Annotated in this window: 16 protein-coding genes; 12 read left to right on the forward strand and 4 right to left on the reverse strand. The window is 72.2% G+C overall.

Annotation, left to right across the window (positions count from 1 at the left end):
* Nucleotides 1-33 precede the first annotated feature (33 nt).
* Nucleotides 34-1,440 (forward strand): dihydrolipoyl dehydrogenase, encoded by a 1,407-nt coding sequence (lpdA, locus tag DFP74_RS09865; protein WP_121181420.1) that lies wholly within the window; start codon nt 34-36, stop codon nt 1,438-1,440.
* Between the two features lie 124 nt (nt 1,441-1,564).
* The gene (locus tag DFP74_RS09870; RefSeq protein WP_121181421.1) at nt 1,565-2,251 is read left to right on the forward strand and encodes a hypothetical protein; all 687 of its coding nucleotides are present in this window, start codon (nt 1,565-1,567) and stop codon (nt 2,249-2,251) included.
* Between the two features lie 81 nt (nt 2,252-2,332).
* On the opposite strand, the gene DFP74_RS09875 is transcribed toward DFP74_RS09870, so the two are convergent.
* Nucleotides 2,333-3,937, reverse strand: coding sequence for an OmpA family protein (locus DFP74_RS09875; RefSeq protein WP_121181422.1), 1,605 nt, complete (start codon nt 3,935-3,937; stop codon nt 2,333-2,335).
* Nucleotides 3,938-4,123: 186 nt separating this feature from the next.
* Here DFP74_RS09875 and DFP74_RS09880 point away from each other — a divergent pair, with 186 nt between their 5' ends.
* The 4 genes from DFP74_RS09880 to DFP74_RS09895 all read left to right on the forward strand — a co-directional run bounded on the left by DFP74_RS09880 (nt 4,124) and on the right by DFP74_RS09895 (nt 7,962).
* Complete coding sequence (locus tag DFP74_RS09880) at nt 4,124-5,746, forward strand: molybdopterin-dependent oxidoreductase (protein WP_121188155.1); 1,623 nt, start codon at nt 4,124-4,126, stop codon at nt 5,744-5,746.
* 61 nt (nt 5,747-5,807) lie between these two features.
* Nucleotides 5,808-6,455 carry a fasciclin domain-containing protein gene (locus tag DFP74_RS09885; protein WP_121181423.1) on the forward strand — a complete coding sequence of 216 codons (648 nt, stop codon included), beginning with the start codon at nt 5,808-5,810 and terminating at the stop codon, nt 6,453-6,455.
* Between the two features lie 164 nt (nt 6,456-6,619).
* A complete protein-coding gene (sigK, locus tag DFP74_RS09890) occupies nt 6,620-7,228 on the forward strand; it encodes an ECF RNA polymerase sigma factor SigK (protein ID WP_121181424.1) in 609 nt (202 codons plus the stop codon).
* Nucleotides 7,225-7,962 carry an anti-sigma factor gene (locus DFP74_RS09895; RefSeq protein ID WP_233570898.1) on the forward strand — a complete coding sequence of 246 codons (738 nt, stop codon included), beginning with the start codon at nt 7,225-7,227 and terminating at the stop codon, nt 7,960-7,962. The genes sigK and DFP74_RS09895 overlap by 4 nt, the downstream gene beginning before the upstream one ends.
* Nucleotides 7,963-8,049: 87 nt before the next feature.
* On the opposite strand, the gene DFP74_RS09900 is transcribed toward DFP74_RS09895, so the two are convergent.
* A complete protein-coding gene (locus tag DFP74_RS09900) occupies nt 8,050-9,342 on the reverse strand; it encodes an MFS transporter (protein WP_121181425.1) in 1,293 nt (430 codons plus the stop codon).
* 312 nt (nt 9,343-9,654) lie between these two features.
* Complete coding sequence (locus tag DFP74_RS09905; protein ID WP_121181426.1) at nt 9,655-10,983, reverse strand: CynX/NimT family MFS transporter; 1,329 nt, start codon at nt 10,981-10,983, stop codon at nt 9,655-9,657.
* A gap of 191 nt (nt 10,984-11,174) precedes the next feature.
* Here DFP74_RS09905 and DFP74_RS09910 point away from each other — a divergent pair, with 191 nt between their 5' ends.
* From DFP74_RS09910 to DFP74_RS09920, 3 genes are all read left to right on the forward strand, one after another.
* Nucleotides 11,175-11,660 carry an Lrp/AsnC family transcriptional regulator gene (locus tag DFP74_RS09910; protein WP_121181427.1) on the forward strand — a complete coding sequence of 162 codons (486 nt, stop codon included), beginning with the start codon at nt 11,175-11,177 and terminating at the stop codon, nt 11,658-11,660.
* A 179-nt stretch (nt 11,661-11,839) separates the two neighbouring features.
* Nucleotides 11,840-12,730 (forward strand): amidohydrolase family protein, encoded by an 891-nt coding sequence (locus tag DFP74_RS09915; RefSeq protein ID WP_121181428.1) that lies wholly within the window; start codon nt 11,840-11,842, stop codon nt 12,728-12,730.
* Nucleotides 12,731-12,757: 27 nt separating this feature from the next.
* Nucleotides 12,758-14,329 (forward strand): long-chain-fatty-acid--CoA ligase, encoded by a 1,572-nt coding sequence (locus DFP74_RS09920; protein WP_121181429.1) that lies wholly within the window; start codon nt 12,758-12,760, stop codon nt 14,327-14,329.
* Between the two features lie 66 nt (nt 14,330-14,395).
* On the opposite strand, the gene DFP74_RS09925 is transcribed toward DFP74_RS09920, so the two are convergent.
* Nucleotides 14,396-15,190: a VOC family protein gene (locus tag DFP74_RS09925; protein ID WP_121181430.1), complete on the reverse strand. Its 795-nt coding sequence runs from the start codon at nt 15,188-15,190 to the stop codon at nt 14,396-14,398.
* 189 nt (nt 15,191-15,379) lie between these two features.
* On the opposite strand from DFP74_RS09925, the gene DFP74_RS09930 reads away from it, so the two are divergent.
* The 3 genes from DFP74_RS09930 to DFP74_RS09940 all read left to right on the forward strand — a co-directional run bounded on the left by DFP74_RS09930 (nt 15,380) and on the right by DFP74_RS09940 (nt 17,402).
* Complete coding sequence (locus tag DFP74_RS09930) at nt 15,380-16,054, forward strand: TetR/AcrR family transcriptional regulator (RefSeq protein ID WP_199725576.1); 675 nt, start codon at nt 15,380-15,382, stop codon at nt 16,052-16,054.
* Between the two features lie 127 nt (nt 16,055-16,181).
* Complete coding sequence (locus DFP74_RS09935; RefSeq protein ID WP_121181432.1) at nt 16,182-16,448, forward strand: hypothetical protein; 267 nt, start codon at nt 16,182-16,184, stop codon at nt 16,446-16,448.
* A 156-nt stretch (nt 16,449-16,604) separates the two neighbouring features.
* Nucleotides 16,605-17,402: an enoyl-CoA hydratase/isomerase family protein gene (locus DFP74_RS09940; RefSeq protein ID WP_121181433.1), complete on the forward strand. Its 798-nt coding sequence runs from the start codon at nt 16,605-16,607 to the stop codon at nt 17,400-17,402.
* The last annotated feature ends 37 nt before the right edge of the window (nt 17,403-17,439 follow it).

Consider the following 17,439-nt stretch of genomic DNA (forward strand, 5'->3'; position numbering starts at 1 on the left):
GTGCGTCACAAACACACTCTGGGAGATCCCGTCATGGGACAACAACACTTCGATCTCGTCGTCCTCGGCGCTGGTCCGGGCGGCTACGTCGCCGCGATCCGCGCGTCCCAGCTCGGCCTCAGGACGGCCGTCATCGAGGAGAAGTACTGGGGCGGGGTCTGCCTCAACGTGGGCTGCATCCCCTCCAAGGCCCTGCTGCGCAACGCCGAGCTCGCCCACCTGTTCGCCCATGACGCCGACTACTTCGGCATCAAGGTCGACGGCAAGGTGGAGTTCGACTACGGCAAGGCCCACAGCCGCAGCCGTGAGGTGGCCGACGGCCGCGTCAAGGGCGTCCACTTCCTCATGAAGAAGAACAAGATCACCGAGATCCACGGGCGCGGCACCTTCACCGACGACCGCACGATCGAGGTCAAGGGCGAGGACGGCGCCACCGAGACCGTCACCTTCGACCACGCGGTGATCGCCACCGGGTCCTCCACCAAGCTGCTGCCGGGCACCTCCCTCTCCGAGCGCGTGGTCACCTACGAGGAGCAGATCCTCAGCGACACCCTGCCGGAGAGCATCGTCATCGCCGGCGCCGGGGCGATCGGGGTCGAGTTCGCCTACGTCCTGGCCAACTACGGCGTCGACGTCACCATCGTGGAGTTCCTCGACCGCCTCGTCCCGCTGGAGGACGAGGAGATCTCCAAGGAACTGGGCAAGGCCTACAAGAAGCTCGGCGTCAAGGTCATGGCCTCCACCCGGGTCGAGTCCGTCGAGGACACCGGCGAGAACGTCCGCGTCACCGTCAAGGGCAAGGACGGGCAGGAGCAGACGCTGGAGGCCGGCAAGCTGCTCCAGGCGATCGGCTTCGCGCCCAACGTCGAGGGCTTCGGCCTGGACCGGACCGGCGTCCGGCTCACCGAGCGCGGCGCGATCGACATCGACTCCCGCGGCCGCACGAGCGTGCCGCACATCTACGCCATCGGCGACGTCACCGCCAAGCTCATGCTCGCGCACACCGCCGAGGCCATGGGCATCGTCGCGGTGGAGACCATCGCGGACGCCGAGACGCAGGAGGTCGACTACCGGTTCATCCCGCGCGCCACCTACTGCCAGCCGCAGATCGCCAGCTTCGGCTACTCCGAGGCCGAGGCCCGCGAGGCCGGGTACGACGTCCAGGTCGCCAAGTTCCCGTTCATGGCCAACGGCAAGTCGCACGGCATCGGCGACACCCGCGGCTTCGTCAAGATCATCTCCGACGGCAAGTACGGCGAGTTCCTGGGCGCCCACATGATCGGCCCGGACGTCACCGAGCTCCTGCCGGAGCTCACGCTGGCCCAGCAGTGGGACCTGACCGTCCACGAGGTGGCGCGCAACATCCACGCCCACCCCACGCTCAGCGAGGCGGTCAAGGAGGCCGTCCACGGTCTGGCCGGGCACATGATCAACTTCTAGTCGGCCGGGGAGCGGACGGGGAGCGGACGCCCGTCGGTGGGACCGCGGGGAACTTGCTAAGTTGCCCTGTGTCCCCCGCCGGAAGCCCTCCCCCGTCCGGCCCTCCCCGAACCGAAGGCCACCCATGCGACTCATCCCGTCCAAGCCCCTGTCGTGCCTGGGCACGGCCGTCGCCGCCGTCGTCATCGGTGGCTTCGTCCTCGTCGGCTGCGACGTCGTCGACCTCGACGAGTTCGACGGTGTCGACCTGGGCCTGCCCACCGGACAGGACGAGGAGTCGCCGGACGCCGACCCCAGTGCCGCCCCCTCCCCCGAGGAGGAGGCGGCGGGCGCCTACGGACTGCCGGCGTCGTGCGAGGCGGCCGGAGCCGCCGAGGTCGTCGGCGACCTGGCCCCCGGTCCCGTCCTCACCGAGGACTCGGGCGCCGTGGAGGGGATCGACGACGCCGAGCAGCTCACGTGCTCCTTCAGCGACGGGAGCACCGGGCCGGGCACTCCCGTGTTCACCCTGGTGTTCACCTCCAACGCCGACCCCAGCGCCAACCCGGACGTGGTCCAGGTGCCCGGCGCGGAGGCGGAGATGAACTGGGAGGTGGACGTCGACGTGGACGTGGACACCTACCAGAACGAGGACACCGACGAGCTGGGCGGCGACCTGGAGTACGTGGGCACCGTCGACGGCTCCAGCCGCCAGCTCTTCCTGTCCCTGCCCGGCGACTTCTACGTGGCCGCGATCGCCTTCGGCGAGGACGTCGCCCGCGAGGACCTGGAGCGGGTGGTCATGACGGCCGCCGAACGCGTGCGCAACTGAGTCACGGCCCGGCGCTCCCCGCGGAGGCCGACGGACGACGAAGGGGCCGGTTCAGTGAACCGGCCCCTTCGCTCATGTCCGTCAGTACTCGACGGGGATCTCCTCGAACTCGCCGAACGGTCCGGCGCGCAGGGTCAGCTCCTCCACGTCGACCGGGGGCGCGGGGTAGACCGCGACCAGGTCGTAGGTGTTGCCGGGCTGAAGCATGTGCACCTCCTCGGCGAAGCTGCTGTAGCGGCCCTCGCCGAAGTCCATCTGCGCCACGTACCGCACCAGCCCGTCCTCCGGCTCCAGGAGCTGGAAGCCGCCGAGCGTGCCCTTGTTGAACTGCTCCGGCCCGCCGGCCTGGATCGCTTCGGTACCGCCCAGCTCCGGCACGAGCGGCTCGTCGGTGGTGTTGGTGAAGGCCACCGTGCCGATCACGTAGGCGCCGTCGCGGCGCAGCGGGTAGATCTCCAGGCGCACGCCGTCGAGCTCGCCCTCGGCCACGACCGACCCGGGGTCGTCGCTGTAGGGCGCGGGCCAGGTGACGTTGCGCTGGGCGGCGCCCAGCCCGTCGTCGTCGTAGTCCTCCTCCTCGGTGGCCTCGACCGTGTCGTCGAAGACGTAGGAGAACTCCACGCGGCGGTTGCGGGCACGGGCCTGCTCGTCGTCCGGGCCGCCCTCGCGGGCGACCGGCTCGTCCATGCCCCGGCCCTCGACCTCCAGGGTGTACCCCGTACCGATCTCCTCCGCGAGCAGGTCGCGCACGCTCTCCGCGCGCTCCACCGAGAGGTTGTCGTTGTAGGAGGCCGACCCGATGCCGTCGGTGTGCCCGATGACGGTGATGGTCGGGTCCTCGGGGTCGACGTTGGTCGCCAGCGTGGTGGCCGCGCGGCGCACGACCTCCTCGGCCTCCTCCGTCAGGGAGGCCTCGTCGAAGGCGAACATCACGTCGGAGTGCAGTGAGATGATCTCGCGGTCGCCGTCACGGGTGGTGGAGGCGATCTCGGAGTCGACGAAGCTCTGTACCCAGCCCTCGTCGGCGAGCGCGTCCTCCTCCGGCCGCCGGTTGGCGAAGGTCAGGTTCTCGCCCGAGGGCGGGGGGTCGTCGAGGGTGAGGTGGTCGGGCCCGTTGGGGTTCTCCGGGGCCGGGGTCTCCTCCTCGACGTCCTGGACGGGGATGCCGGTCATGGCACCCAGGCCGCTGCCGACGAAGGTCACCTGGGCCGTCTCGTCGGGCAGCCGCGGGAAGTAGCGGACGTACTCGTTGGTGACACCGTCGTGCACGGGGTAGAGGCCGTCCTGGTTGGGGCTCTCCGATCCGTACTTCAGGCCGTCCTCGTCCAGGAACTGCCGGTACACACGGCCCGTGAGCGGGTCCACGAGGGTGTGGGCCATGCTCAGGTTCCGGTTGGGACCGGAGAAGTCACCGAGGTAGGTCACCTCGTAGCGCATGACCGTGTACTCGTCGGTCCGCTCCAGGCCGGTGACGGCGAAGCGCATCTCGGTGTCCTGGCCGGTGTCCTGGAAGATCCGGCCCTCACGGACGTAGGGGAACTCCTCGCGGACCTCGGGCGGACCGGACGCGTCTCCGAAGGTCTCCGACCACCAGTCGGACAGGTCTTCGGTGACGGTGCAGCCGGTGAGCAGGAGGCTGCCCGAGACCAACAGCGCGACCACGGTGAGGGGCGACTTCCGCGCCATGTGGGGGAACTCCGATCGTTGACAGGGCGTACGGGCAACATCCTCCAGCACTCACGGAGTCGAACCGACCGGAGGGCGGACGAGTCGGGGCGAACCCTATCGGAAGGGGTGGTGCCCGGCGTCGGCGCGCGGACCCGGCGGAAAAAAGATCGGGATCCGGCCAATCCGCTGCACGGACCGTGGCGAATACCTCACGTGAACACCGAGGGACGCGGGGAGACCACCCCGCCACGTGACAGGCGACGGATCGTCGCCGGGTCGGTGATCGGCCTGCTCTCCGTCGGCGCCGCTCTGGGCGCCGCCGAGCTCGCGGCCGGGCTGACCGGGTCCGTGTCCCCCGTGGTGGCCGTCGGCGACGTGGTCGTGGACGCCACCCCCGCGCCGCTGATGGAACTGGCGATCGCGCTCTTCGGGACGGCCGACAAGCTCGTGCTCGTCACCGGAATCGCCGCCGTCCTCTTCGTGGCCGGTGCCTCGCTCGGAGTCATCGCGCTCCGATGCCCGGCGCTGGGCTACGCGGGGCTGGCGGTGTTCGCGGCGGCCGGCCTGGCCGCCGTGCTCCTGCGCCGGGCCGACGACCCGTGGGCCGCCGCCCCGGTCCTCGCCGGCGCCGGCGCGGGGGTCCTCGCACTCGCGCTCCTGTTGAGGAGCGCCCGGACGGTCCACGGACCGGGGAGGAAGGGGAGGCCGCAGGCGCCGGCGGACGCGGAGGCCGCTCCCGCTCAGGCGGGATCCGGCCAGGGCCCGGGCAGACGCGGTTTCGTACTGACCGCGACAGGCGTCCTGGTCGGCTCGGCGACCGCCGGTGCCGTCGGCCGTCTGCTCCCGAACGTGCTGGGCGGGGCCGGCGCGCGGTCGGCACTCGCCCTGCCGGCCCCGGCCGAGCCCCTGCCGGCCCTGCCCTCGGGAGTCGACCTCGGTGTCCCGGGCCTGACCCCCTTCAGCACCCCCAACGCCGACTTCTACCGGATCGACACCGCCCTCACCATCCCCCGCCTGGACTCGACCCGCTGGCGCCTGCGGGTGCACGGCATGGTCGACGAGCCCTTCGAGATCGACATGGACGAGCTGCTCGCCCTGCCGCTGGTCGAGGCCGACATCACGATGACCTGCGTGTCCAACCAGGTCGGCGGCGATCTGGCGGGCAACAGCCGGTGGCTGGGCTTCCCGCTGGCCGACCTGCTGCGCCGGGCCGGCGTCCAGTCGGGCGCCGACCAGATCCTCAGCACCTCCGACGACGGGTGGACCTGCGGGACGCCCACCGAGGTGGTCATGGACGGACGCGACGCCCTGCTGGCCGTGGGCATGGGCGGGGAGCCCCTGCCCCACGTCAACGGCTACCCCGCACGGATGGTCGTCCCCGGGCTCTACGGCTTCGTCAGCGCGACCAAGTGGGTCACTGACATCAAGCTCACCCGGTTCGCGGACGAGCAGGCCTACTGGGCGCAGCGCGGCTGGGCGGTCCGGGCACCCGTCAAGGTGATGTCCCGGGTGGACGTCCCCGCCCCTCTGGGGCGCGTGCCCTCCGGAGACGTCGTGCTCGCGGGAGTGGCCTGGGCCCAGCACCGCGGGGTGGACGCCGTCGAGGTGCGCGTGGACGACGGCGAGTGGTGGGAGGCCGAACTCGCCCAGGTCCCGGGCATCGACACCTGGACCCAGTGGGTCGCCGAGACCGCGCTCGACCCCGGCCTGCACACGGTCGAGGTCCGGGCCACCGACGCCACGGGCCGCACACAGACCTCGGAGCGAACCGAGACCGTCCCCGACGGAGCCTCCGGTTGGCACCGCATCCGATTCACCGCCGAATAAGGCGATTCCAGACCCGCCACACCGGTGGTCCTGATAGTTGAACAAGTTGAAGGAGAGAACCATGATTCACAAGAACACTCTCACCGTGACCGCCGCCGCTGCCGCCCTCGCGTTCGGTCTGACCGCCTGTGGAGGTATGAGCGATGAGGACGCCGACGCGTCCGCGGAGAACACCAGCACCGAGGAGACCACGGGCGCGGAGGAGACCGAGGCCGAGGGCACCACGGAGACCGCGGGCGAGAACTTCGGTCCCGGCTGCGCCGCGGTCCCCGAGGACGGAGAGGGCAGCTTCGAGGGGATGGCCGATGACCCGGTGGCGACCGCCGCGTCCAACAACCCCGCGCTGTCCACGCTCGTGACCGCCGTGGGAGAGGCCGACCTGGGCGACACGCTCAACTCCGCGGAGGACATCACCGTCTTCGCGCCGGCCAACGACGCCTTCGAGAAGATCCCGCAGGAGGACCTCGACGCACTGCTGGCCGACCAGGAGCAGCTGACCGAGGTGCTGACCTACCACGTCGTCGAGGGCCGCCAGGCGCCCGCCGACCTGGAGGACGGCACGTTCACGTCCCTGCAGGGAGGAGAGGTCACCACGGAGGGCTCCGGCGAGGAGTTCACCGTGAACGGCGACTCCGCGGTGATCTGCGGCAACGTGCAGACCGCCAACGCCACCGTCTACATCGTCGACACCGTGCTCATGCCGGAGTAGGCGCCACGGCCCCCGGGCCGCCCGAGCGTTGAGGCCGGGCGGTCCGGGACCAACGTGTCTCGCGCGGCGCCCCCTGGGCGCCACGCGAGGGGTGGGGGCCTCCACCCTCAACGGAGAGAGCCTTCGGCTCCCGTTCTTCCCGGAACCGACGAGGAAGTGTACAGATGGACGAGGACGCCGCTGCGGTGCCGCCGCACGAGGTCGGGGCGCGACCGGCGGTCCCCGCCGCTCGCCGGCTCGGCGAACTGCTGCGCGAGGTGGCCCGGGGGGACGAGCGCGCCTTCGGGGAGGTGTACGACCTGGTGAGCCCCACCGTGTACGGCCTGGTGCGCCGCATCCTGCGCGACCCCGCGCAGTCGGAGGAGGTGGCCCAGGAGGTCCTCGTCGAGGTGTGGCGGTCCGCGTGCCGCTACGACGAGCGCCGGGGCACGCCCCAGGCCTGGGTGATGACGCTCGCCCACCGCCGGGCCGTGGACCGCGTGCGCTCCGAGCAGGCCGCGACCGACCGGGAGGCCCGCGCGGCCGCCTCGGACACGCGGCGGCCCTACGACGAGGTCGCCGAGGAGGTCACCGACCGGATGGAGAGCGAGCGTGTACGCCGATGTCTGGACACGCTCACCGAACTGCAGTGCGAGTCGGTCCGGCTCGCCTACTACGGCGGCTACACCTACCGTGAGGTGGCCCGGCTGCTGACCACCCCGCTGGGAACCATCAAGACACGCATGCGCGACGGGCTGATCAGGCTCCGGGACTGTTTGGGGGTGGAGTGGTGAGAAGGACGCTGAGTCAAGACCAGCACACGCTGGCGGGCGCCTACGCCCTGCATTCCCTGGCGCCGTCCGAGGCGGTCCGTTTCGAGGACCACCTGGCCGGCTGTGACTCCTGCCGACAGGAGGTCCGCGGGTTCTCCGAGACCGCCGCCCGGCTCGCCGCGGCCACCGCGCGTACGCCGCCCGCCGGACTGCGTGAGCGGGTGCTGGCCGACGTGGCCCGGACGCGGCAGCTCGCCCCGGCGCCCGAGCGCCTGCCCGAGCCCCGCCGCCGGTGGGGATGGGGGCTGGGACTCGTCCTGGCGGCCTGCCTCGCGGTGGTCGTCGCCGTGGGCGCCGTCGCCGTCGACCAGGTCCGCCAGGTACGGGAGCTGCGCGCGAACGAGCAGCGGATCGCCGCCGTGCTCGCCGCCCCGGACGCGGCCTACACCGCGGCGGAGCCGGTGGAGGGTGTGACCGTGTCGCTGGTGTACTCCGAGAGCGAGGGCCGCCTGGTCTTCAGCTCGTACGGTCTGACCGACCTGGAGGACGAGGACTACCAGCTGTGGCTCACCCGTGACGACGGCACCGTGACCTCGGCCGGCGTCCTGTCCGTCCACGACTCCGGCGTCGCCGATCCGCTCCTGGCCTCGGTCGAGGAGGGCCGGACCAGCGGTGTCGCGGTCACGGTGGAGCCGGCCGGCGGCTCCGAGCAGCCCACCGCGGACCCCATGATGGCCATGCCCCTGGAGAGCTGAGACCCGACCGCCCCGTCTCCCCGGGGCCGGACCGCCCTTGACCCGCGGTCCGGTCCCGGGGTCTTCGCGTCCCCGGGGATCCTCGCGTCAGGCGACGGCCACGTCCTCGGGGCGGGGCAGGTCGCGCATGACGGGCGAGAGGCTGAACAGCGCGGCCAGCCCGGAGATCAGCGCCATCATCAGGAAGACCCAGGTGGGCCCGGCGTGGTCGAAGACGATCCCGATGCCGAGGATGCCGATCGGCTGGGAGACCAGGGACATGAACATCACGGCGCCCAGCACCCGCCCCTGGTATCCGTCGGTGACGGAGGCGGCGACGTAGCCGTAGAAGACCGCGTTGACGCACGGGACGGTCGCGAAGACGCAGCCGACCAGGAGCCCGAGGGAGAGCACGTTGGGGGCCACGGCCAGTCCGAGGCCGCAGATCGGCGCGGACCACGCCGCCACGAGGAAGGTGGTCGTGGGGCGGACCCAGCGGACGACCGCCCCGGCCGCGAGGGAGCCCAGCAGGCCGCCGGTGCCGGCCACGGACACCGTCAGGCCGATCTCGACGTTGGAGGCGCCCTGCTGGTCGGCGGTGGCGATGATGGCCAGGAACGCACCGGTATGCGTGAAGGCGACGTTGAACACCACGATCCACAGCATCATCGGGCGGAGGATGGGGTGTTTGGCCAGCACCGCGAACCCGCCGACGGCCCCCCGCAGGGTCCACCGCCCCCGGGGCTCGTGCGCGATCGCCTGCATGGGGCGCCGGATGCACAGGACGAGTCCGGCCGAGACCAGGTAGGTGAGGGCCTCGCCCGCGAAGGGGAAGGCGCGGCCGAGGCCGAACAGGAAGCCGGCCAGGGGCGCGCCGAGCGCGGTGGTGGTGAAGAAGCGGATCTGGTTCTGCGCGGCCGCGTCGGCCACCTGGGCGGGCGGCACCAGCTGCTTGATGGCGGCCATCGCGACCGGGTTGGACACGCCCATCAGCGCCGACGAGCACACCGCGACGGCCACGACCGCGAGCGGGGTGGCCTCGCCCACGAGGAGGAAGACGGCGAATCCGGCGAGCAGGAGGAGCCGGCCGAGGTCACAGCAGAGCAGGACCACGCGGCGGTTGACGCGGTCGGCGAGGGAACCGCCGACCACCGCGGCGACCATGGCGGTGGCGACCTGGGCCGCCCCGATGGCGCCGGCCTGGGCGGCCGATCCCGCCAGGAGGAGGGTCAGGAGGGGGTAGGCGACCTCGCCGCTCTCCTTGCCGAGCCCGGCGAAGAAGCGGCTGGTCCACAGGGCCTGGAAGTCCCGGTTGCGGATGAGGGGGACGAACTCCTCGGCGCCGCCGATCGGGGGCACCCGTCCGGGTGGCCGGGACGAGTGCTCCCGCTCCGACGTCATCGCGATCGTTCCCCTCGGGTCCCCGTGGACGGCGGGGGAACCACGGCTCCGGCCCGGACTGGTGGTCGTGTGCCCGTGGGAACCGTGTGGCACCGGTGCCCCCGTGGGCCGTGGGGGGTCAGGGGACCGACCCGGAGACCCCGGCGAGGGACCGGTCCGGGGGTTTCGTAGTCATGACGCCATTATGCGCGCATTGCCCATATTGGCGAGTATTTGTCACGCGTGTCCGGCGTGCTCGGGCCGCCTACCACGCGCTCCTGCGCACGTGCGTGACCGTCACCACGCCCGGCCCGTGGCCGCGTCCGGGCGGGGTCACCACGCCCGGTTCGCGGCCCCGTCCCGGCGGGGTCCACGGGCGTCCGAGCGCGGCCGCACGGCGGCGGCCTCCTCGATGCTGCGCGGCGAGCGCTCCACGTAGGCCACGACGGTCGCGACCGCCAGCGATCCCCCGGCGACGAGCACGTAGGACGCGGTCCAGCCGCCGGTCATCTCCCCGAGCAGGCCGAACAGGAGCGGGCCGCCCAGCGCGATGCCGCTGCCCGCCCCCTGGACGAAGCCCGACAGCGACGCCGAGCCCCGGGCCGTGGTGCTGCGGGCGTTGATCATGGTCATCATGACCACGAACAGGCCGGTGCCCAGACCCAGGAAGACCGCCCAGAGCGGGGCCAGCGCCTGGGGCGCGAGCGCGATCCCCAGGTAGCCCACGAGGTAGCCCGCGATCCCGAACGCGACGATCGGGAAGGTGTTGGCGGCCCGGACGGTGAGCGTGGGCGCCACCAGACCGAACATCAGGCTCGACGCCACCATCAGCGACACCATGCTCCCGGAGAACGCCCCGGAGTGGCCGGCGTCGGCCAGCAGCGTCGGCAGCCACGTGAACAGGGTGAAGACGTTCCAGGTCACCATCCCGAAGAGCACGGCCATGCGCCAGGCCATGCCCACCCGCCAGACCGGGCGCGCCGGCGGCGGGGGACCCGCGGGCACGGCCGCCCTCGGTCCGGTGCCACCGCCGGGCCGGCGCCACTGCAGGGCCCAGAGACCGGCGGCGACCAGGGCGAGCAGGGACCAGGCCCCGAGGGCGAAGCGCCACCCGGCCACCTCGGCCAGCGGAACGGCGACCAGCGGCGGGAAGAGGGCGCCCAGGTGGATCGCGACCATCTGGACGGTGCTCAGGGCGGCCAGCCGGTCGGGGAAGTACTGCTTGATCAGCGGCGGCACCACGACATTGCCCAGAGCGGCGCCGGTCAGGGCGATCGCGGTGAGCAGCAGCAGGGTGCCGGTGTCGGGGGCGAAGGCGCGGGCCAGCTGCCCGACGGCGGCCAGCAGCATGCTGAGCACGGCGGTGGCCTCGGCGCCCAGTCGGCGCATGACGGCGGGGGTGGCCAGGCCGAACAGCGCGAAGGCGACCAGCGGCAGCGCGCCGAAGAGGCCCACGACGGCGGTCGTGAAGCCGAAGTCCGCCCCGATCGTGGTCAACAGGGGCGACAGGGAGGTCACCACCAGGCGCAGGTTCAGTGCCGCGCAGGTGATGGCCGCCAGGGCCAGGAGGCGGCCCCTCAGTACTGGGGCTCCGGTGGGAGCCGTGGTGTCCGGCCGGGCCGACGGTCGGTCGGGGCGGGCCAGGAGGGAGGAAGGTCTCATAACGGCGACGGACGTCCCTTGGTTCTGCGGTGATGCGTCGTCGCATCGGAGCGGGGCCGTCGGCGGGCGACAGTGCCTGCCGCGGAAGGATCTTCTTCCGGGCGAGCCAAGTACGACCTTTTCGCCTAAAGGTTAACCAGACTCCGAGCTTCTCGACAACTTTCCGTATTTAATACGGATATGATGCGCACATGGCTGATCTTGACGAACTTGATACGGCGATCCTGGCCGAACTCCAGTCGGACGCACGAAAAACCAACCGCGACGTGGCCGCCGCGGTGGGCGCTTCGCCCACCACGACCCTCGATCGGACCCGCGCACTGCGGGAAAAGGGTGTGATTCGCGGCTCACTCCTGGACGTGGACCTGGACCTCATCGGCCGCCCGGTCCAGGCGCTCATCACCGTGAGCGTCGTGAAGCCCTCCCGGCACAACATCGAGGCCTTCCGCGACTGGGTCCGCTCGCTTCCGGACACGCTGTCGGTCTTCGTCACCTCGGGCAGCGAGGACTTCCTGATCCACGTGGCCCTGCCGGACAACAACAGCCTGTACGCGTTCGTGATCGACAAGCTGACCGAGCGCCCCGAGGTCGCCGACGTGCGCGCCTCGATCGTCTACGAGCACCTGCGCAACGACCGCATCACGCCGACCAACGCGCACGGCCGCCGCCGAGCCTGACCCCGGCCGCCGGCCGGGCGCGGGCGGGGCACGCCCACCGGCCGGGCGCACCGGGGCGCCCTCCGGGTCGGCCGGGCCGCCCCGGCCGACCCGGAGGGCCGTGGGCTCGCCCTCCGACCCGACGCGCCCCGCCACCCCGGCCCGAGCACCGTTCTGGTCGGGGCCTTAGGCTGACCCGTGTGACACAGGTCTCACCCGCGCCCGGGTCCGACGAAGCCGCCGCCGTCCGCGCGTCATGGCGTTCACTCGGACTGCCGGGCCTCATCGACGTCCACACCCACTTCATGCCCGACAACGTCCTCCGCAAGGTCTGGGCGTACTTCGACGCCCTCGGGGAGGGCGTCTGGCCCATCACCTACCGGGGCACCCAGGACGAGCGCGTGGCCCTGCTGCGCGACTTCGGCGTCGTCCGCCACACCGCCCTGTCCTACCCGCACCGGACCGGCATGGCCCGCTGGCTCAACGACTGGGCCGCCGACTACGCCGCCCACCACCCGGACTGCCTGCGCAGCGCCACCTTCTACCCCGAACCCGACGCCAAGGAGTACGTGGCCGAGGCGATCGGCACGGGCGCACGCGTGTTCAAGGCCCACCTGCAGGTCGGCGCCTACGACCCCCGCGACCCGTGGCTGGCCGACGTGTGGGGCGCCCTGGCCGACTCCGGCACCCCCGTGGTGGTCCACTGCGCCTCCGGCCCCCTGCCCGGCCCCTTCACCGGCCCCGGGCCCATCGCCGAGGTCCTGCGCGCCCACCCCGACCTCACCCTGGTCGTCGCGCACGCCGGGGCGCCCGAGTACACCGACTTCCTGGACCTGGCCGAACGCCACGAGCGGGTCCACCTGGACACCACCATGGCCTTCACGGCCTACACCGAACGCCACTCCCCGTTCCCCGCCGCGGAGCTCCCGCGCCTGCGCGCCCTGGGCGACCGTGTGCTGCTGGGCAGCGACTTCCCGAACATCCCCTACCCCTACCTCGACCAGATCCGGGCCCTGGAGGACCTCGGCCTGGGACCCGACTGGCTGCGAGCCGTCCTGTACGGCAACGCGGCCCGGCTGTTCGAGCTCTGAACCACCGCCGACGCAGAGAGAAGACGGATGGAACTCGCACTCACCCCCCTGGACTTCGCCCGCCGTGCGCGCCGCCTGTACCGCGACCGCGAGGCGGTGGTCGACCGGGGGCTCCGCCTGACCTACGAGGAGTTCTTCGACCGCTGCGACCGCTGGTCCTCGGTCCTGGCCGGCATGGGCGTGACGACCGGCGACCGCGTCGCCTACATCGCGCCGAACACGCACGCCCAGCTGGAGTCCTTCTACGCGGTACCCCAGCTGGGCGCCGTCCTGGTCCCCGTCAACTTCCGGCTGGCCGCCGACGACTTCGTCTACATCGTCAACCACTCCGGCGCGAAGGTCCTGTGCGTGCACGCCGACCAGATCGACACCGTCGACGGGGTGCGCGACCGCATGCCCGGCGTGGAGCGGTTCGTCGCCCTGGAGGGGGCGCGTCCGGGCTGGGAGGACTACGAGGCCCTCCTCGCCGACGCCGCGCCCGACTTCCCGCGCGCGGAGATCGACGAGAACCAGCTGCTGACGATCAACTACACGTCCGGGACGACCGCGCGTCCCAAGGGCGTGATGATCACCCACCGCAACGCCTACATGAACACCGTCGGCGTCCTGACCCACCTGCGGATCGAGGTCGGCGAGCGGTACCTGTGGACCCTGCCGATGTTCCACGCCAACGGCTGGACCTACACCTGGACCGTGACCGCGGCCGGCGCGACGCACGTGTGCCTGCCCGCCATGGACCCGGCCGCGGTGTACGAGCTGGTGCGCTCCGAGGGCGTGACCTGGATGTGCGCGGCCCCCACCGTCCTGATCATGCTCTCCAACACGCCGCAGGACGTCCGCGGCGACGTCCCGCCGGGCGTGAACGTGGTGACCGCGGGCGCCTCACCGGCGGCCGACACCATCGAGCGCCTGGAGGACGGGCTGGGATGGACGGTGACCCAGGTCTACGGTCTGACCGAGACCGCGCCCTTCATCACCGTGTGCGAGCCCCGTCCCGAGCACGCTTCACTGGGCACGCGCGAGCGCGCCGCCGTCAAGGCCCGCCAGGGCGTGGAGCTCATCACCTCCGGCGAGCTGCGGGTGGTCGACGGATCCGGCGCCGAGGTGCCCTGGGACGGCACGACCGTCGGCGAGATCACGGTCCGCGGGAACGTCGTCATGCGCGGCTACTACAACGATCCCGAGGCCACCGAGCAGGTCATGCGGGGCGGCTGGTTCCACACCGGCGACGCCGCCGTCACCCACCCCGACGGCTACGTGGAGATCCAGGACCGGATCAAGGACGTGATCATCTCCGGTGGGGAGAACATCTCGTCGGTGGAGGTGGAGGGGGTCCTGCTGCGGCACCCGGCCGTGCTGGAGGCGGCGGTGGTCGGCGTGCCCCACGAGCGCTGGGGCGAGACCCCGCGCGCCTCCGTGGTGCTCCGGGACGGGGCCGCGGCCACCGAGCGGGACCTGATCGCGTTCGCGCGCGAGAACATGGCGCACTTCAAGGCGCCCACACAGGTGGAGTTCGTTGCGCAGCTGCCCAAGACCGCCACCGGCAAGATCCAGAAGTACGTCCTGCGCGGCGGGGCCTCCGCGGTGTCGCGACAGTAGCGGCAGCGGCGGCGGGCGCGGCGCGGCCGGTGCCCTCCTCCCGGAGCGGGAGGAGGGCACCGCCGGTCACATCGGGGACGGCTTGAGCAGCACGAACACGTTGCCGTCGGGGTCGGCGCAGGTGGACAGGCGCCCGACCCCGGGCACGTCCTCCGGTCCCATGAACACCTGGCCGCCGCTCGCGGAGACCTTGGGCGTGAGCGTGTCGGGGTCCTCGGTGTGGAACACGGGGTGCCAGTCACCGCCGCCGCCCATCGGCGCCAGCATCTCGGGTTCGGCCTGCATCAGGCCGCCGTGCATGCGCTCCTCGCCCTGGCCCTCGGGGCTGACGGTCGTGTACGCGCCGACGTCCCCCGGCATGCTGAAGGGCGTGAAGTTCCACCGGAACAGGTCGCCGTAGAACTTCTTCGCGCCCTCCGCGTCAGGGGTCCACAGCTCCACCCACATCAGGGAACCGGGCTCGTCGGCGACCTCCATGCCGGGGAAGGACAGCGGCTGCCAGGTCGCGAACTCCACCCCCTGGGGGTCGCTGAAGTGCGACATGACGCCCAGGCCCATGACGTCCATCGCCTCGAGGTGGACGGTGCCGCCGAGCGCGGCCACGGACGCGGCCGTGGCCTGGGCGTCGTCGGTCTTGTAGTAGATCGTCCACGACGGCGACTGCCCCTCCTCCATGAGCGGCCCGGCTCCGCCGACGGCCCTGCCACCGGACCTGAGCATCATGTAGCCGCCGGTGTCGGGGCCCGCGGACTCGGCCTCCCAGCCGAACAGGCCGTGGTAGAAGTCCAGCGACCTCTGGAGGTCGGACGCGCTGAGCTCCATCCAGCAGGGTGAGCCCGGAACGAAGTCGGTGGTGATCATGAGGGTCCCCTCAATGGAATGTGATGTACACCACCTCAGAGTCTGTCCCGGGAGTACGACAAGGCAGGCCCCCCGCACGGCAAAGATCACGCAACCGCGCGAGGGCGCCCGCACCGCTTCCGCCGGTCGCGGAGGAGGCAGAATACGCGTCGAAGGCCGGCGCGTGACCGGCCGTTCGAGAGGCGGACCGTGACACAGCGACAGACCGGGCGGCGCGTGGGCCGGCCACGCGCCGCCGGCACGTCCCCGACCGGGGGCGACAGCACCGAGGACGTCCTGCGGGCGGCGGCCGAGCTGTTCACGTCCCAGGGGTTCTCCGCCACCAGTACGCGCGCCGTCGCCGAGCGCGCGGGCCTGCGCCAGGCCTCGCTGTACCACCTGTTCGCCAACAAGGACGCGATCCTGGCCCGGCTGCTGGAGGGCACGGTCGGCCCGTCGCTGACCGTGGCCCAGCGGCTGGAGCGCCACCCCGCGCCCGCCCCGGTACGGCTGTGGGCGCTGTGCCGGGCCGACGTCGAACTGCTGTGCTCCGGCCCCTACAACGTGGGCGCGCTCTACCTGTCCCCCGAGGTGGGACGGGGCCGCTTCGAGGACTTCCACGCGCGACGCGACGCCCTGCGCGACCACTACGCCCGGCTGGTGGCGCAGGCGGCCCCGGAAGCGGACGGCCGCTCCCTGCCCGACCTGGTCTTCGGGCTGGTGGAGAGCGTGATCCTGCGCCGGGGCGGCGCCGCCTCGCTGGACGGACACACGGCCGCCGCCGAGGTCGCCGACGGCGCGCTGCGGCTGCTGGGGACATCGGAGTCCGCGCTGGCCGGCGTCCGCGCCGCGGGGCTGGAGCTGTACCGCGCCACCCGGGGGTGAGCCCGGTCCGGCCCGCGCGATCCGAGCGTGGCGTGCCGCCCCGGGCGGGGACCAACGCGTAAGGTGTCGGTGCCACCGCGCACAGCGATGACTTCGGTGTTGCACGCCTCGACCGAAGGGCCAGGCCATGACCTCGGAACCCGCGCAGTCCGCCAACCCGCTCGCCGCACTGATCGCGGGCATCTTCCTGACCGTGTGCTGCAACCCTGTGGTCGGCATCGTCATGATCGTGCTGGCCGCCATGGCCCTGAACAAGACCGACGACTCGCGCGCGGAGGCCAGGCTCACGCGCGCCGCGTGGATCGCCTTCGGCATCGGTGTGGCCATCACGATCGCCATCGCCGCGGTCGCCTTCCTCCTCGGGCTCGTACCCGGCATGGAGACCTACCTCTAGGAAGCCCACCTTCGCGGAAGCGGAACGGCGTGCGGGGCACGGTGCGCGGGGCACGACCCGGCCGCGGCGGTCCCGCGCGCGCGGGCGCCGACGCCCTGGTGGAGCATGGGAGCGCCCGGAACCGACCCGTGCGTCCCCTCCCGAGGAAGCGAACCGATGTCCACCGCACCCACCATCGACCTCACCACCTCCGGTGCCACCGCCACCCTGCGCATCGACCACCAGCGGCGCAAGAACGCGATGACCGCGCACATGTGGAGCCTGCTGCCCCGGCTGCTGGAGTCCCTGGCGCACGACCCCGACATCCGGGTGGTGGTCCTGACCGGTGCGGGACCGGACTTCTGCGCGGGCGCCGACATCACCGAGCTCACCGCGGGCGCCGACGACGTCGAGAAGGCCGGGGCGCGCGTGCTGGACGACCGCCTCGCCGAGGCCGCGGGCACGGCCCTCGCAGCCTTCCCCAAGCCGACCATCGCCATGGTCGACGGCCTGTGCGTGGGCGGCGGCTGCCTGCTCGCGACCGCCTGCGACCTGCGCGTGGGCACGCCGCGCACCCGCGTGGGCATCCCCGCGGCCAAGCTCGGGGTGGTCTACCCCGCCTCGTCCCTGCGGCGGATCGTCGCCCTGGCCGGACCGTCCACCGCCAAACGCCTGCTCTTCACCGCCGACCTCCTCGGGGCCGAGGAGGCGCTGCGCACCGGGCTGCTCGACGAGGTGGTGCCCGAGTCCGAACTCGCCCACCGCGTCACCGCGCTCGCCGCCACCATCGGCGACCGCTCCCAGGTGAGCGTGCGCGCCGCCAAGGACCTCGTCGACGCGATCGGCGCGGGCGCGCTCACGCCCGAGCTCGTCCAGGGCTGGGATGAGGAGGCCGCGCGCAGCGGAGACCTGCACGAGGGCATCTCCGCGTTCCTGGAGCGGCGCCCGGCGCGGTTCACCGCCCCGCGGTCCTGATGCCGGGAACCGGGGACCGGGGCGCCCGGGTCCCCGC

It is taken from the genome of Nocardiopsis sp. Huas11 (genome assembly GCF_003634495.1).
In the GTDB taxonomy this organism is placed as follows: Bacteria; Actinomycetota; Actinomycetes; order Streptosporangiales; family Streptosporangiaceae; genus Nocardiopsis.

Coding starts and splice junctions, on each gene's coding strand:
- lpdA (WP_121181420.1), top strand. CDS start 34: ATGGGACAACAACACTTCGATCTCGTCGTCCTCGGCGCTGGTCCGGGC.
- DFP74_RS09870 (WP_121181421.1), top strand. CDS start 1,565: ATGCGACTCATCCCGTCCAAGCCCCTGTCGTGCCTGGGCACGGCCGTC.
- DFP74_RS09875 (WP_121181422.1), bottom strand. CDS start 3,937: ATGGCGCGGAAGTCGCCCCTCACCGTGGTCGCGCTGTTGGTCTCGGGC.
- DFP74_RS09885 (WP_121181423.1), top strand. CDS start 5,808: ATGATTCACAAGAACACTCTCACCGTGACCGCCGCCGCTGCCGCCCTC.
- sigK (WP_121181424.1), top strand. CDS start 6,620: ATGGACGAGGACGCCGCTGCGGTGCCGCCGCACGAGGTCGGGGCGCGA.
- DFP74_RS09900 (WP_121181425.1), bottom strand. CDS start 9,342: ATGACGTCGGAGCGGGAGCACTCGTCCCGGCCACCCGGACGGGTGCCC.
- DFP74_RS09905 (WP_121181426.1), bottom strand. CDS start 10,983: ATGAGACCTTCCTCCCTCCTGGCCCGCCCCGACCGACCGTCGGCCCGG.
- DFP74_RS09910 (WP_121181427.1), top strand. CDS start 11,175: ATGGCTGATCTTGACGAACTTGATACGGCGATCCTGGCCGAACTCCAG.
- DFP74_RS09920 (WP_121181429.1), top strand. CDS start 12,758: ATGGAACTCGCACTCACCCCCCTGGACTTCGCCCGCCGTGCGCGCCGC.
- DFP74_RS09925 (WP_121181430.1), bottom strand. CDS start 15,190: ATGATCACCACCGACTTCGTTCCGGGCTCACCCTGCTGGATGGAGCTC.
- DFP74_RS09935 (WP_121181432.1), top strand. CDS start 16,182: ATGACCTCGGAACCCGCGCAGTCCGCCAACCCGCTCGCCGCACTGATC.
- DFP74_RS09940 (WP_121181433.1), top strand. CDS start 16,605: ATGTCCACCGCACCCACCATCGACCTCACCACCTCCGGTGCCACCGCC.